Raw genomic sequence first — 12,304 nt, forward strand, 5'->3', positions numbered from 1 at the left:
AGCACCGCCACCATCGCCTCGTTGAGCGCGATCACCCGCTGCAGCTCGCCCACCGTCTGCGCCAGCGCGCGCCGCTGCTGGAACAGCTCGACGAACACCGCCACCTTGCTTTGCAGCACCTCGGGGTCCACCGGCTTGTAGAGGAAGTCGACCGCGCCGGCTTCGTAGCCGCGGAAGAGGCGCTGGCCGTCGCGCGGCGCCGCCGTCAAAAAGATGATGGGCACGCCGCGGGTGCGTTCGGCGCCGCGCATCAGCTCGGCCAGCTCGAAGCCGTCCATGTCGGGCATCTGCACGTCGAGCAGCGCCAGCGCGATGTCCTGGGTGAGCAGCAGCTCCAGCGCCTCGGGCCCGCTGCGGGCGGTCAGCACCTTGACGCCCGGGCGTGCCAGCAGCGCCTGCATGGCCACCAGGTTCTGCTGCACGTCGTCGACCACCAGCAGGCTGACGTCGTCACAGGAAGGGGTGAGCGGCGTGGTGATCATGCGTGGGCCAGTGCGCCCAGCCGGGCGCCAAGTTCGGGAAGGGGCGCGACCAGGTCGGCGCCCGCGTGGGCCAGCGCGGCCGCCGGCATGGTGGAGACGATGGCGGTGGAAGGCGACTCCACCCAGGCCTGGCCGCCCTGGCGCCGCACCGCGGCCAGGCCGGCGCTGCCGTCACGGCTGGCACCGGTGAGCACGATGCCCAGCAGCCCGCGGCCATAGGCCAGCGCCGCGCTTTCGAACAGCGGGTCGATCGCGGGGCGCGAATACAGCAGCGGCTCGTCCACCGACAGCGCCACCCGGCGGTCGGGCTCCACCAGCAGGTGGTAGTCGGGCGGCGCCACCACCACGCTGCCGGGGCGCAGCGGCTGCTTGTCGATGGCTTCTTCCACCGGCAGCGCGCAGCCGGCGGCCAGCAGCGCGGCCAGGCCGCTGGGGCGGTCGGGCGGCAGGTGCAGCACCACGGCCACCACGGCCGGAAAGCTGGCCGGCAGCGCGCCCAGCAGCAGCTGCAGCGCCTGCACGCCACCGGCCGAGGCGCCGATCACGACGGCCTCGGGGCGGAAGGGAAGGGTGTCGCTGCTCATGCCTTGCGGTAGATGCGCTGATCGGGCACGAAGGGCTCGAAGTCGGCCGCATGGCCGCTGAACTGCACCGTCTCGCGCAGGCCCAGGCCCAGGAAGCCGCGGCGCACCAGCGATTCCTTGAACAGGCCCAGCGCGCGGTCCTGCAGCGCGCGGTTGAAGTAGATGAGCACGTTGCGGCAGGAGACGAAATGCACTTCGGAAAACACGCTGTCGGTGGCCAGGCTGTGGTCGGCGAACACGATCTGCTGCTTCAGCCGCCGGTCGAAGGCCACGCCGCCATAGGCGCTGGTGTAGTGGTCGGACAGCGAGCCGCGGCCGCCGGCGGCCAGGTAGTTGCGGCTGAAGCCGGCCACCCGGTCGAGTGGATAGACGCCCGATTCGGCCCGCTGCAGCGCGCTGGCATTGATGTCGGTGGCGTAAAGGATGGTGCGGCCCAGCAGGCCTTCTTCGGCCAGCAGGATCGCCAGCGACCACACCTCCTCGCCGTGGCTGCAGCCGGCCACCCAGATCTTGAGCGACGGGTAGGTGCGCAGCACCGGCAGCACCTGCTCGCGCAGCGCGCGGAAGTAGCTGGGGTCGCGGAACATCTCGCTGACCTGCACGGTGAAGAACTGCAGCATCTGCGCGAACACGTCGGGCTCGTGCAGCACACGGCCCTGCAGCTGCGAGAGGTTCTCGCAGCCGAAATGCGTCATCGCCTGGCGCATGCGCCGGCGCAGCGAACTCACCGCATAGTCGCGGAAGTCGTGCTGCCAGCGCTGGTACACGGCATCGAGCAGCAGGCGGATCTCCAGGTCGAACAGCTGTTCGTCCTGCATCGCCCGCGGCGACTCGGCTGGCTCGTGCACTGCGTTCACTTGGGCATCCACACGCGGCACAGCGACACCAGCTTGTCGACGTCGATCGGCTTGGCGATGTAGTCGTTGGCGCCGGCGGCCAGGCAGCGTTCACGGTCGTCGGCCATGGCCTTGGCGGTGAGCGCGATCACCGGCAGGCTGGCCCATTCGGCCCGCGCGCGGATGTGGCCCAGCGCGGTCAGGCCGTCCATCTCCGGCATCATGATGTCCATCAGCACCAGGTCGATCTGGGCGCCTTCGGTCTCCAGCTTGTGCAGCGCTTCCTTGCCGTTGCGGGCGATGATGAGCTTGGCGCCCAGGGGCTCGAACACGCTGGACAGCGCAAAGATATTGCGCACGTCGTCCTCGGCCAGCAGGATGCGGCGGCCGTCCAGCACCGCGTCGCGCTGGCGGGCCTGGCGCAGCAGCTGGCGCTGGTTGGCCGGCAGCGTGGCTTCGACGCTGTGCAGGAACAGGGTCACCTCATCGAGCAGGCGTTCGGGCGAACGCGCCCCCTTGACGATGATGGAGCGCGAATGCTTGCGCAGCCGCTGCTCTTCGTCGCGGCTGAGTTCACGCCCGGTGTAGACGATGACGGGCGGAAACGCGTAGTCCTCGGTTGCCGCAATCCGTTCCAGCAGGTCGTAACCGCTGCCGTCCGGCAGCGCCAAGTCCATCACCATGCAGTCGAAGGTGGCGCGGCCGAGCTGCGCCAGCGCACCGGCAATCGTTCCCACCGCAGTGATCTCCACCCCTTCGCCCCCCAGCAGCAGCTCCAGGTGGCTGCGCAAACCTTCATCATCCTCAACGATCAGCAACCGACGTACCTGCTGTTGCATTCGTTTCTGAAGGGCGTCCAGCGCGCCGGCCAGGCCTTCGCGGTCCACCGGCTTTTGCAGGTAGCCCACCGCGCCCAGTTCACGCGCCGTCTGCACGTGCGGATGGGCCGAGACCACATGCACCGGGATGTGGCGGGTGTCGGGGTCGCGCTTGAGGCGCTCCAGCACCGTCAGCCCCGACTGGTCGGGCAGGCCCACGTCCAGCAGGATGCCGTTGGGCCGCAGCTCGCGGGCCATCTGCAGCGCCTCTTCGCCGGTGGCGGCGGTCTCGCAGTCGAAGCCCAGGTCGGTGGCCAGCTCGCACAGCACCTTGGCAAAGGTCGGGTCGTCTTCCACCGCCAGCACCAGGCGGCCGCTGTGGCGGCGCGGCGTGCTGGTGCGCGGCGTGGCCGGGGCCGGGGGCGGGGTCGGGGCCGCGGTGTGCGCCGCAGCCGGCACCGGCGAGGGGGCGGGTGAGGGCGCCGGTGCGGGGCGGGCATCGGGCATCGCGCGCGGGGCCGTGGGCGCCGGCGCGGGCGCGGCCTGCGCCTCCTGCGCGGCGGCCTCTTCGCTCAGCATCACCGGCACTTCCAGCGTGAAGGTGCTGCCCACGCCGGGTTCGCTCTCCACCGCGATGTCGCCGCCCAGGCGGCGCGCCAGCTCGCGTGAGATCGACAGGCCCAGCCCGGTACCGCCGAAGCGCCGGCTGGTGCTGCCATCGGCCTGGCGGAAGGCCTCGAAGATCACCTCCTGCTGCGACTTCGGAATGCCGATGCCGGTGTCCTGCACCGCGAAGGCCACGCGGCCGGCATCGCCAGCCTCGACCCCTTCGGCTGCGGCCACCGGCATCGCCCGCAGCGTCACCTGGCCGCGCTCGGTGAACTTCAGCGCATTGGCCATCAGGTTCTTCAGCACCTGCTGCAGGCGCAGCCCGTCGGTGTGCAGGCGGGCGGGCAGGCCATGCTCGGCCACCACCTGGAGCTTGACGCCCTTTTGCATCGCCAGCGGCTCGAAGGTGGTGCGCAGCCGCTCCAGCAGCTCGTCCATGCGCAGCGGCGCCAGTGACAGGTCGGCCTTGCCCGCCTCGATCTTGGACAGGTCCAGCACGTCGTTGATCAGCGCCAGCAGGTCGTTGTTGGCGGCATGGATGGTCTGCGCGTACTTCACCTGGTCGGCCGTCAGCGTGCCTTCGCGGTTGTCGGCCAGCAGGCGCGAGAGGATCAGCGCGCTGTTGAGCGGCGTGCGCAGCTCGTGCGACATGTTGGCCAGGAACTCCGACTTGTAGCGGCTGGCTTCCTTGAGCTGGTCGGCCTGGATGCGCAGCGACGACTGCGCCTGCACCAGGTGCTGCTTCTGCCGCTCCAGCGAGGACTTCTGTTCTGACAGTTCCAGGTTGGTGTGCTCCAGCTCCACCTGCTGGGCTTCCAGCCGCGCCTGCGATTCGGTCAGCACGCGGCTTTGCTCTTCCAGCTCTTCATTGGCCACGCGCAGCTCTTCCTGCTGGGCCTGCAGCTCTTCGCTCTGGCGCTGGGTTTCTTCCAGCAGCGTGAGCAGGCGCTCGCGGTACAGCGCACTGCGCATGGCCACGCCCACCGATTCGCCCACTTCGCGCAGCAGCGCGCGCTTGCGGGCCATGCGCGCTTCGCCCAGCTGGGCGGCGCTGGCCGTGAAGCCGATTTCCACCACGCCGCACACCTGGCCTTCTGCGCGCAAAGGCGCGATCAGCAGCTGGGCGGAGGGGCTGCGGCCCAGGCCGCTGGTGATGGGCAGGTGGCCGGCCGGCACGTCCTGCAGGTGGCGCAGCTCGCCGCTGGTGGCCACTTCGCCCAGCAGGCCGTCGGGCAATTGCCAGCGGTCGGGGGTGGCCGCCGCGTCGAAGCCATGGCCGCCGCAGCGCAGCAGGGTGTTGCCTTCCAGCCGGTAGAGCACGCCCACCGGCGCATGCGTGAACTCGCACAGCGCGCGCATCGCCTTCTGGCCGATCTGCTCGGGCGTCAGCTCGCCCAGCAGTGCCTGGGCCACCGCGCTTTCGCCCTGCTGCTGCCACAGCACGTCAGCCACCTGGCGCCGCGTCTTGAGCGCCTGCAGCACGGTGAAGGCGATGGTCCACACCGCGACGATGCCGATGCCGCGGTTGACGTGGGCGAACCCGGTGGCCGAGACGTTGCCGCCCGAATAGAAGTAGCCCACGATGATGAGCACCGTGGACACCGCGGCCTGCACCAGCGGCACCCACAGCCGCTGCTGCAGCAGCGTCAGCGCCATCGGGATCATGTACAGCGCCCACTCGGCATAACCGAGGGGGGTCTGCACGTCGACCAGGAAGATCAGCGCGGGGATGGCCGCGAGCAGGAAGGTGATGAGGAGGTCGCGCGGCTGGGTGTACTGCATCGCCCCATTCTAGGAAGCCGTCACCCCATCGCGCCGGGCGGGATCAGCGGCACGATCAGCAGCGCCACGATGTTGATGATCTTGATGAGGGGATTGACGGCCGGGCCGGCCGTGTCCTTGTAGGGGTCGCCCACGGTGTCGCCGGTGACGGCGGCTTTGTGCGCCTCGCTGCCCTTGCCACCGTGGTGGCCGTCTTCGATGTACTTCTTGGCGTTGTCCCAGGCGCCGCCGCCGGTGCACATGCTGATGGCCACGAACAGGCCCGTGACGATGGTGCCCATCAGCAGCCCGCCCAGTGCCGCCGGCCCCAGCAGCAGGCCCACCACGATGGGCACCACCACCGGCAGCAGGCTGGGCACCACCATCTCCTTGATGGCGGCGCTGGTCAGCATGTCCACCGCCTGGCCGTATTGCGGTTTGCCGGTGCCTTCCATGATGCCGGGGATCTCCTTGAACTGGCGGCGCACCTCCACCACCACGCTGCCGGCGGCGCGGCCCACGGCTTCCATCGCCATCGCGCCGAACAGGTAGGGAATCAGCCCGCCGATGAACAGGCCCACGATCACCATGTGGTTGCTCAGGTCGAAGCTGACCTGCAGGCCGCGTGCTTCCAGCGCGTGGGTGTAGTCGGCGAACAGCACCAGCGCCGCCAGGCCGGCCGAGCCGATGGCATAGCCCTTGGTCACGGCCTTGGTGGTGTTGCCCACCGCGTCCAGCGGGTCGGTGACGGCGCGCACGCTGTCGGGCAGCTCGCTCATCTCGGCAATGCCGCCGGCGTTGTCGGTGATGGGGCCGTAGGCATCGAGCGCCACCACGATGCCGGCCATGCTGAGCATGGAGGTGGCCGCCACCGCGATGCCGTACAGGCCCGCCATCGCATAGGCCGCCAAGATCGCGATGCACACGAAGATCACCGGCCAGGCGGTCGAGCGCATCGACACGCCCAGCCCCGCGATGATGTTGGTGCCATGGCCGGTGGTGCTGGCCTGGGCCACGTGCTGCACCGGCTTGTACTGGGTGCCGGTGTAGTACTCGGTCACCCACACCAGCACGGCGGTGAGCAGCAGGCCCACCACGCAGGTGCCGAACAGGCGCAGGTGCGTGTTGGCGCCCAGCGCATCGGCCGGCATCACCGCGCCGGTGACGAACCAGAAGGCGATGAGCGACAGCACGCCCGCGACGATCAGCCCCTTGTACAGCGCCGGCATCACGTTCTTCATGCCCGGGCTGGCCTTGACGAACAAGCAGCCCATGATGGAGGCGATGATGGACACCCCGCCCAGCACCAGCGGATACAAGACCGCGGCCATCGGGGCCGCGGTGACCATCAGCGCGCCCAGCGCCATGGTGGCGATCAGCGTCACCGCATAGGTCTCGAACAGGTCGGCCGCCATGCCGGCGCAATCGCCCACGTTGTCGCCCACGTTGTCGGCGATCACGGCCGGGTTGCGCGGGTCGTCCTCGGGGATGCCGGCTTCCACCTTGCCCACCAGGTCGGCGCCCACGTCGGCGCCCTTGGTGAAGATGCCGCCGCCCAGCCGCGCGAAGATGGAGATGAGCGACGAGCCGAAGGCCAGCCCCAGCATCGGCTTGAGCGCGGCCGACAGCGCCTTGCCGTCGGTGGCCGAAGCATGGCCGGCCACGAACCAGAAGAACAGCGTCACGCCCAGCAGCCCCAGGCCCACCACCAGCATGCCGGTGATGGCGCCGCCCTTGAAGGCGACATCCAGTGCCGGGCCGATGCCGCGCGTGGCTGCCTGCGCGGTGCGCACGTTGGCACGCACCGAAACGTTCATGCCGATGAAGCCGCAGGCGCCCGAGAGCACCGCGCCCACCACGAAGCCGATGGCCGTGGTGAGGTCGAGGAACACGCCCATCAGGATGGCGAGCACGACGCCGACGATGGCGATGGTGCGGTACTGCCGCGCCAGGTAGGCCGCCGCACCCTGCTGGATGGCGGCCGATATTTCCTGCATGCGCGCATTGCCGGCGTCCTGCCGCAGGATCCAGCTTCGCTGCACGAAGCCGTAGACGACAGCGGCCAGGCCGCAAGCCAGCGCTGCATACAGCGCCATGGGGTTCGACATCGGTTCTCTCCTCTTCCAGTGGGTCACTTGGTGCGGATCGAGTGCCAGTCTTGTCTTGTTACGCGCGCCTTGTGGGGCGGCTGGCTGGCGGTGCCGGACCATGCTACGGGATGGTCATGCACGCTTTGCATGGTGTTTTCCTTGTGATGCCGGGCGCTGTCAGGGCGGCGAAAAACACGGCCCATAGAATCGCGCACCTTCCTTCCAAGCCCTCGAGAAAACAGCATGAGCCTCGAAAAAGTCAGCCCCGGCAAGAACGCCCCCGAGCAGTTCAACGTGATCATCGAGATCCCGATGAACGCCGACCCGATCAAGTACGAAGTGGACAAGGAGAGCGGCGCGCTGTTCGTCGACCGCTTCATGACCACCGCGATGCACTACCCGTGCAACTACGGCTACGTGCCGCAGACGCTGTCGGACGACGGCGACCCGGTGGACGTGCTGGTCATCACCCCGTTCCCGCTGTCGCCCGGCGTGGTGGTCACCTGCCGCCCCATCGGCGTGCTGAAGATGGAAGACGAGGCCGGTGGCGACGCCAAGCTGCTGGCCGTGCCCATCGACAAGGTGCTGCCGATCTACACCCACTGGCAAAAGCCCGAAGACATCAACCAGATGCGCCTGAAGGCCATCCAGCACTTCTTCGAGCACTACAAGGACCTGGAAGCCGGCAAGTGGGTCAAGGTGCAAGGCTGGGAAGGCCCCGAAGCCGCCAAGGAAGAGATCCGCTCGGGCATCGAGGCGTACAAGAAGGCCCAGGCCTAAGCAGCGCCGGGCTTGAAGGGGTTGCGCTCCTTCAGCTCGTCCACATAGGCGCCGATGCCGGCGCCTTCCTGCGCCAGGAAGTCGGCCACCGCCGACGCAAAGCGTGGGTCGGCCAGCCAGTGGGCTGACGCCGTTTTCACCGGCAGCAGGCCGCGGGCCATCTTGTGCTCGCCCTGCGCCCCGCCTTCAAAGCGCCGGTAGCCCTGCGCAATGCACCAGGCCAACGGCTGGTAGTAGCAGGCCTCGAAGTGCAGGCAGGGCACGTACTCGGTGCTGCCCCAGTAGCGCCCATAGGCCACCCGGCGCTCAGGGTCGAGCGCGATCAACGAAGCGCCGATGCGCTCGCGCTGCGCGCCTTCGCCCTGCCAGGCCACGAACATCAGCCAGTGCTGCGGCAGGTGCTGCGCCATCTCGGCGAAAAACGCGCGCTTCAGGTACGGCTTGGAGTGGTGCGCCCGGTAGGTGAGGGTGTAGCAGCGGTGGAAGAAGTCCCACAGCCCCTCGTCGATCTCGCTGCCCTGGTGCACGCTGAAGCTCACCCCGGCCTCCTGCACCTTGCGCCGCTCCTGCTGTATCTTCTTGCGCTTTTCGCGCTGCAGGCTGGACAAGAAATCCTCGAAGCTGCCCCACGGCTGGCCCGCCGGCGCCGTCCAATGGAACTGCACGCCCTCGCGCATCAGCCAGCCGGCGCGCTCGAAGGCGGCGCGGTCGGCTTCGTCCACGAACAGCAGGTGCGCCGACGACAGCTGCGCCTGCCGCGCAAAGGCGCCGATCGCCTGCACCAGCAGCGTGCGGGCGGCTTCGTCGGCCGCCAGCAGCCGGGTGCCGGGCACCGGCGTGAACGGCACCGCGCCCAGCAGCTTGGGGTAGTAGGCCAGGCCATGGCGCTCGTAGGCATCGGCCCAGGCCCAGTCGAAGACGTACTCGCCGTACGAATGGCTCTTGAGGTACAGCGCGCAGGCGCCGCGCAACTGGCCGTCCTGCTCCACCGTCAGGAAGGCCGGCGACCAGCCGGTGGCGGCCACGGCGCTGCCCGAGCGGTGCATGGCCAGCAGGTATTCATGCCGCAGGAAGGGCGTGGGCGAGGGCTGGGCTGCCAGCAGGGCGTTCCAGGCGTCGGCATCGAGGGCGGCGGGGTCGTCGTGCACCCGGATCACCGGGTCGGCCAGGGGCTTGTCATGCGCTTTCACCCCCTGATCATCGCCTGTGGCCGGGCCCGGCCCGGGTGACCCGCCGCGAGGCCGGGACGCTGTCGCGGCATCCCCCAGGTCCGGGGGCTTCCGTGCTTAAATCAATGCAATTTGACGCATTTTCGGAGCCCGCCATGAAACAGATCACCGCCGTCATCAAGCCCTTCAAACTGGAAGAAGTGCGGGAGGCGCTGGCCGAAGTGGGCGTGTCGGGCCTGACCGTGGTCGAGGTCAAGGGCTTCGGCCGCCAGAAGGGCCACACCGAGCTCTACCGTGGCGCCGAGTACGTGGTCGACTTCCTGCCCAAGGTGAAAGTGGAAGTGGTGGTCAAGGACGACGACGTGGACCGCTGCATCGAGGCCATCGTCAAGGCCGCCAAGACCGGCAAGATCGGCGACGGCAAGATCTTCGTCTCGCCGATCGACCAGGTGGTGCGCATCCGCACTGGCGAGACCGACGAATCCGCTATTTAAGCGCTTGTGTAGTCGTCCGGGCCGGTAGCGCGGGCGGCGGCCTGTTGCAGCCGCTGCAGCAGGCGCGGCGCGTCGGTGTCCACCATCAGCGCCTCGAACTGCGCTTGCGACATCAGGCCGCGCTGGTGGCTGGTGCGCGTGAAATCGAGCAGCGCGTCGTAGAAGCCATCGACGTTGAGCAGCGCCACCGGCTTGTCGTGGTAGCCCAGCTGCTGCCACGACCACATCTCGTACAGCTCTTCCAGCGTGCCGATGCCGCCGGGCAAAGCCAGGAAGGCGTCGGACGCCTCGGCCATGGCCAGCTTGCGCTCGTGCATGGTGTTCACCACCTGCAGCTCGGTGATGCCGTGGTGGCCCACCTCGCGGTCCATCAGCGCCTGCGGAATCACGCCCAGCACGGGGCCGCCGGCGCCCAGCGCCGCATCGGCCACCGCGCCCATCAGGCCCACCTTGCCGCCGCCGTACACCAGGCGGCCGCCGCTGCGGGCGATGAGTTCACCCACCTGCCGGGCCGCCTGCACAAAAAGGGGCGAATCGCCCATGCGCGAGCCGCAGTACACCGCCACCGACCAGGCCATCGTCAAGCTCCTGCGAAGCGGTGCCACAGCGCCCCGCACCAGATGCCGCCGCACAGCAGCAACGCCATCAGCACCGCCGCGCTGCCGATGTCCTTGGCGCGCTTGGACAGCTCATGCCGCTCCAGCGAAACGCGGTCGACCACCGCTTCCACCGCGGAGTTGAGCAGCTCCACCACCATCACCAGCAGCACGCTGCCGGCCAGCAGCGCCACCTCGACCCAGCTGCGCCCCAGCCAGAAGGCGGCCGGCACCAGGATCACCGCCAGCCACACCTCCTGGCGGAAGGCGCTTTCGCCGGTGTAGGCGGCGCGCAAGCCGTCGGCCGAGTGGCCGGCAGCCCGCACGATGCGGTCGAGCCCGGTGCGGCCCTTGTACGGGTTGGGTGCGGTCATGCCGCGATCATGCGGGTTCACACCGCTGCCTCGCGGCGCCGGCGCACGGGCCGCCAGGTCACCAGCTGGGTGCCGCACAGGGCGTCGTGCAGGAACTGGCGCCTGGGGTGCAGCCGCGCCAGCGCGGCGTAGGTGAGCACACCCACCACCAGCAGCGCCGTGATGGCGCCCAGGCTGTGCAGACCGGCCAGCCACGCGGTGGCGGTGGCGGGCAGGAACCAGATCCAGGCCAGCAGCGAGCGGGCCAGCGCCTGGCCTTGCGACAGCGGCTGGCCGTCGGTGCGCAGCACGCGCACATGCCAGGCCTTCATCGCCACCGTCTGGCCGCCGTGCGACCAGAACCAGACGAAGTACACCGTGAGCACCAGGAACAGGAAGGCCATCAGGCCATGCCGGCCTTCGAGCGCATTGCGTTGCTGGGTGAGGGCGCTGTAGAGGTAGCCGGCGATCATCACCACGCCGAACAGCAGCACGCCTTCATAAAGGAAACAGGCCAGCCGGCGCCAGATGCCGGGCACGTCGACCTGCGAAGGAAGCTCCACCGACATCAGGACTCGGGGCTTTCGGGTGCAGAGGCGGCGGGGCTGGCGGGCGCTTCCGCCGCCCGGGGCTCGGACGGCTTTTTGGCGGGCGCCGGCGGCACCACGGCTGCGCCCTGGGCTCCGCGCTTGGGCAGCAGGGTGGCGGAATCGACGAAGGCCGGGGTGGCGGCGATCTTGGGCACGCCGGCCTGCTGGTGCAGCGGCGGCTTGGGCGCGGGCCGCGACAGCAGCGTGGTGGTGGCGCCCGGCCCGGTTTGCACCACCGTGGGCGCCACCGGCCGCACCGTGGTGGGCGCAGCCGGCAGCTGCACGATGTTGGACTTGCTGCCGTCCCGGTTGACGGGCGAAGCCGGCTTGACCGGCGTGTCGCGGTCGTTGCGCGGCGGGCGGGCACGCTCGGCCAGCTTGCGCTTTTCGTCTTCGGGCAGGGCCTGGTAGCTCTCCCAGCGGGCCTTGCGTTCTTCAGCGCTCAGCTGCCGGGCTTCCTGGAAGTTGACGCGTGCCTGGCCACGCTCCTTGGGCGAGAGCTTGGCCCATTCGGCCATGCGGTCCTGCATGCGGGCGCGCTCGTCGGCGGGCATGTTGGGAAAGCGGGCGGCGATTTCCAGCCACTTTTCCTGCCGGCGCGGCTCCAGCGCCGACCAGTCGCGCTCCAGCGGTGCCAGCGCGCTGCGCTGCGCAGGCGTGAGCTGCTTCCAGCTGGTGCCGCTGGCCGTAGGCTGCGCGCTGGCCAGCCCCGCGGCGCACAGCAGCGCCAGCAGCAGGCCGCGCGCGGCCGCCGCCAGGCCGCCGCAGGGCGTGGCGTGGGGCGTCATTCGGCCGGCGACTTCAGGAATTCAGCGAAGCCGGGGTCGCTGTAGGCATCGGGCGGCACGCTGTCGGTGAGCAGCGCGGTGTCGATGTCCGCCGCGGCTTCGATCTGCGATCGGCTTTGCCAGTCGTGGATCAGCAGCAGGCCGCCGGCCAGCACCACCACGGGCAGCGCCGAGCCCAGCCGCAGCCACCAGCTGCCACCGGGGCGCGCGCCGCGGCCCAGGCGCAGCGCGGCGGCGCCGCCGTGGCCCATGGCCACCACCGGCTCGGCCACCTGGGCGGCCTGGCGCACCACGCGGGCGCGCTGCAGCGCCTGCTCGCGCGCAAAGCGCAGGCGGGTCTCGATGTCGGGCGGG

The 12,304-nt window shown here is 69.7% G+C and carries 13 protein-coding genes; 2 read left to right on the forward strand and 11 right to left on the reverse strand.

Annotated elements, in window-relative coordinates:
- From ABNT58_RS24870 to ABNT58_RS24890, 5 genes are all read right to left on the reverse strand, one after another.
- Window positions 1-482, reverse strand: a 482-nt coding sequence (locus ABNT58_RS24870) for a response regulator (protein ID WP_348756071.1), incomplete at its 3' end; no start/stop codon positions are given.
- Window positions 479-1,066 carry a chemotaxis protein CheB gene (locus tag ABNT58_RS24875; RefSeq protein ID WP_348756072.1) on the reverse strand — a complete coding sequence of 196 codons (588 nt, stop codon included), beginning with the start codon at window positions 1,064-1,066 and terminating at the stop codon, window positions 479-481. The genes ABNT58_RS24870 and ABNT58_RS24875, both read right to left, overlap by 4 nt.
- Window positions 1,063-1,884: a protein-glutamate O-methyltransferase CheR gene (locus ABNT58_RS24880; protein ID WP_348756081.1), complete on the reverse strand. Its 822-nt coding sequence runs from the start codon at window positions 1,882-1,884 to the stop codon at window positions 1,063-1,065. The genes ABNT58_RS24875 and ABNT58_RS24880 overlap by 4 nt, the downstream gene beginning before the upstream one ends.
- Window positions 1,885-1,919: 35 nt before the next feature.
- Complete coding sequence (locus ABNT58_RS24885) at window positions 1,920-5,111, reverse strand: response regulator (protein WP_348756073.1); 3,192 nt, start codon at window positions 5,109-5,111, stop codon at window positions 1,920-1,922.
- Window positions 5,112-5,131: 20 nt separating this feature from the next.
- Window positions 5,132-7,198, reverse strand: a complete 2,067-nt coding sequence (locus ABNT58_RS24890; RefSeq protein WP_348756074.1) for a sodium-translocating pyrophosphatase — start codon at window positions 7,196-7,198, stop codon at window positions 5,132-5,134.
- A 225-nt stretch (window positions 7,199-7,423) separates the two neighbouring features.
- Between ABNT58_RS24890 and ppa the strand changes: the two genes are divergently transcribed.
- Window positions 7,424-7,960, forward strand: a complete 537-nt coding sequence (ppa, locus tag ABNT58_RS24895; RefSeq protein WP_348756075.1) for an inorganic diphosphatase — start codon at window positions 7,424-7,426, stop codon at window positions 7,958-7,960.
- Here the strand turns inward: ppa and ABNT58_RS24900 are convergent.
- Window positions 7,957-9,129: a GNAT family N-acetyltransferase gene (locus tag ABNT58_RS24900; RefSeq protein ID WP_348756082.1), complete on the reverse strand. Its 1,173-nt coding sequence runs from the start codon at window positions 9,127-9,129 to the stop codon at window positions 7,957-7,959. The two genes, ppa and ABNT58_RS24900, sit on opposite strands and share 4 nt — an antisense overlap.
- A 155-nt stretch (window positions 9,130-9,284) precedes the next feature.
- Between ABNT58_RS24900 and ABNT58_RS24905 the strand changes: the two genes are divergently transcribed.
- On the forward strand, window positions 9,285-9,623 hold the full coding sequence (locus ABNT58_RS24905; protein ID WP_046112213.1) for a P-II family nitrogen regulator: 339 nt from the start codon (window positions 9,285-9,287) through the stop codon (window positions 9,621-9,623).
- Here the strand turns inward: ABNT58_RS24905 and ABNT58_RS24910 are convergent.
- The 5 genes from ABNT58_RS24910 to ABNT58_RS24930 all read right to left on the reverse strand — a co-directional run.
- Window positions 9,620-10,201, reverse strand: coding sequence for a TIGR00730 family Rossman fold protein (locus tag ABNT58_RS24910; RefSeq protein ID WP_348756076.1), 582 nt, complete (start codon window positions 10,199-10,201; stop codon window positions 9,620-9,622). The two genes, ABNT58_RS24905 and ABNT58_RS24910, sit on opposite strands and share 4 nt — an antisense overlap.
- Before the next feature lie 2 nt (window positions 10,202-10,203).
- Window positions 10,204-10,593 (reverse strand): diacylglycerol kinase, encoded by a 390-nt coding sequence (locus ABNT58_RS24915; protein ID WP_348756077.1) that lies wholly within the window; start codon window positions 10,591-10,593, stop codon window positions 10,204-10,206.
- Window positions 10,594-10,610: 17 nt separating this feature from the next.
- Window positions 10,611-11,141 carry an RDD family protein gene (locus ABNT58_RS24920; RefSeq protein WP_348756078.1) on the reverse strand — a complete coding sequence of 177 codons (531 nt, stop codon included), beginning with the start codon at window positions 11,139-11,141 and terminating at the stop codon, window positions 10,611-10,613.
- A complete protein-coding gene (locus ABNT58_RS24925) occupies window positions 11,141-11,950 on the reverse strand; it encodes a DUF3106 domain-containing protein (RefSeq protein ID WP_348756079.1) in 810 nt (269 codons plus the stop codon). The genes ABNT58_RS24920 and ABNT58_RS24925 overlap by 1 nt, the downstream gene beginning before the upstream one ends.
- The coding region (locus ABNT58_RS24930; protein ID WP_348756080.1) for a DUF3619 family protein at window positions 11,947-12,304 on the reverse strand (358 nt) is incomplete at its 5' end. The genes ABNT58_RS24930 and ABNT58_RS24925, both read right to left, overlap by 4 nt.

The organism is uncultured Aquincola sp., from assembly GCF_964001545.1.
Classification (GTDB): Bacteria; Pseudomonadota; Gammaproteobacteria; order Burkholderiales; family Burkholderiaceae_C; genus Aquincola.

Excerpts from the sequence above, each read along its gene's own strand:
- ABNT58_RS24885 (WP_348756073.1), bottom strand. The coding sequence starts at position 5,111 with ATGCAGTACACCCAGCCGCGCGACCTCCTCATCACCTTCCTGCTCGCG.
- ppa (WP_348756075.1), top strand. The coding sequence starts at position 7,424 with ATGAGCCTCGAAAAAGTCAGCCCCGGCAAGAACGCCCCCGAGCAGTTC.
- ABNT58_RS24925 (WP_348756079.1), bottom strand. The coding sequence starts at position 11,950 with ATGACGCCCCACGCCACGCCCTGCGGCGGCCTGGCGGCGGCCGCGCGC.
- ABNT58_RS24880 (WP_348756081.1), bottom strand. The coding sequence starts at position 1,884 with ATGCAGGACGAACAGCTGTTCGACCTGGAGATCCGCCTGCTGCTCGAT.
- ABNT58_RS24910 (WP_348756076.1), bottom strand. The coding sequence starts at position 10,201 with ATGGCCTGGTCGGTGGCGGTGTACTGCGGCTCGCGCATGGGCGATTCG.
- ABNT58_RS24875 (WP_348756072.1), bottom strand. The coding sequence starts at position 1,066 with ATGAGCAGCGACACCCTTCCCTTCCGCCCCGAGGCCGTCGTGATCGGC.
- ABNT58_RS24890 (WP_348756074.1), bottom strand. The coding sequence starts at position 7,198 with ATGTCGAACCCCATGGCGCTGTATGCAGCGCTGGCTTGCGGCCTGGCC.
- ABNT58_RS24915 (WP_348756077.1), bottom strand. The coding sequence starts at position 10,593 with ATGACCGCACCCAACCCGTACAAGGGCCGCACCGGGCTCGACCGCATC.
- ABNT58_RS24905 (WP_046112213.1), top strand. The coding sequence starts at position 9,285 with ATGAAACAGATCACCGCCGTCATCAAGCCCTTCAAACTGGAAGAAGTG.
- ABNT58_RS24920 (WP_348756078.1), bottom strand. The coding sequence starts at position 11,141 with ATGTCGGTGGAGCTTCCTTCGCAGGTCGACGTGCCCGGCATCTGGCGC.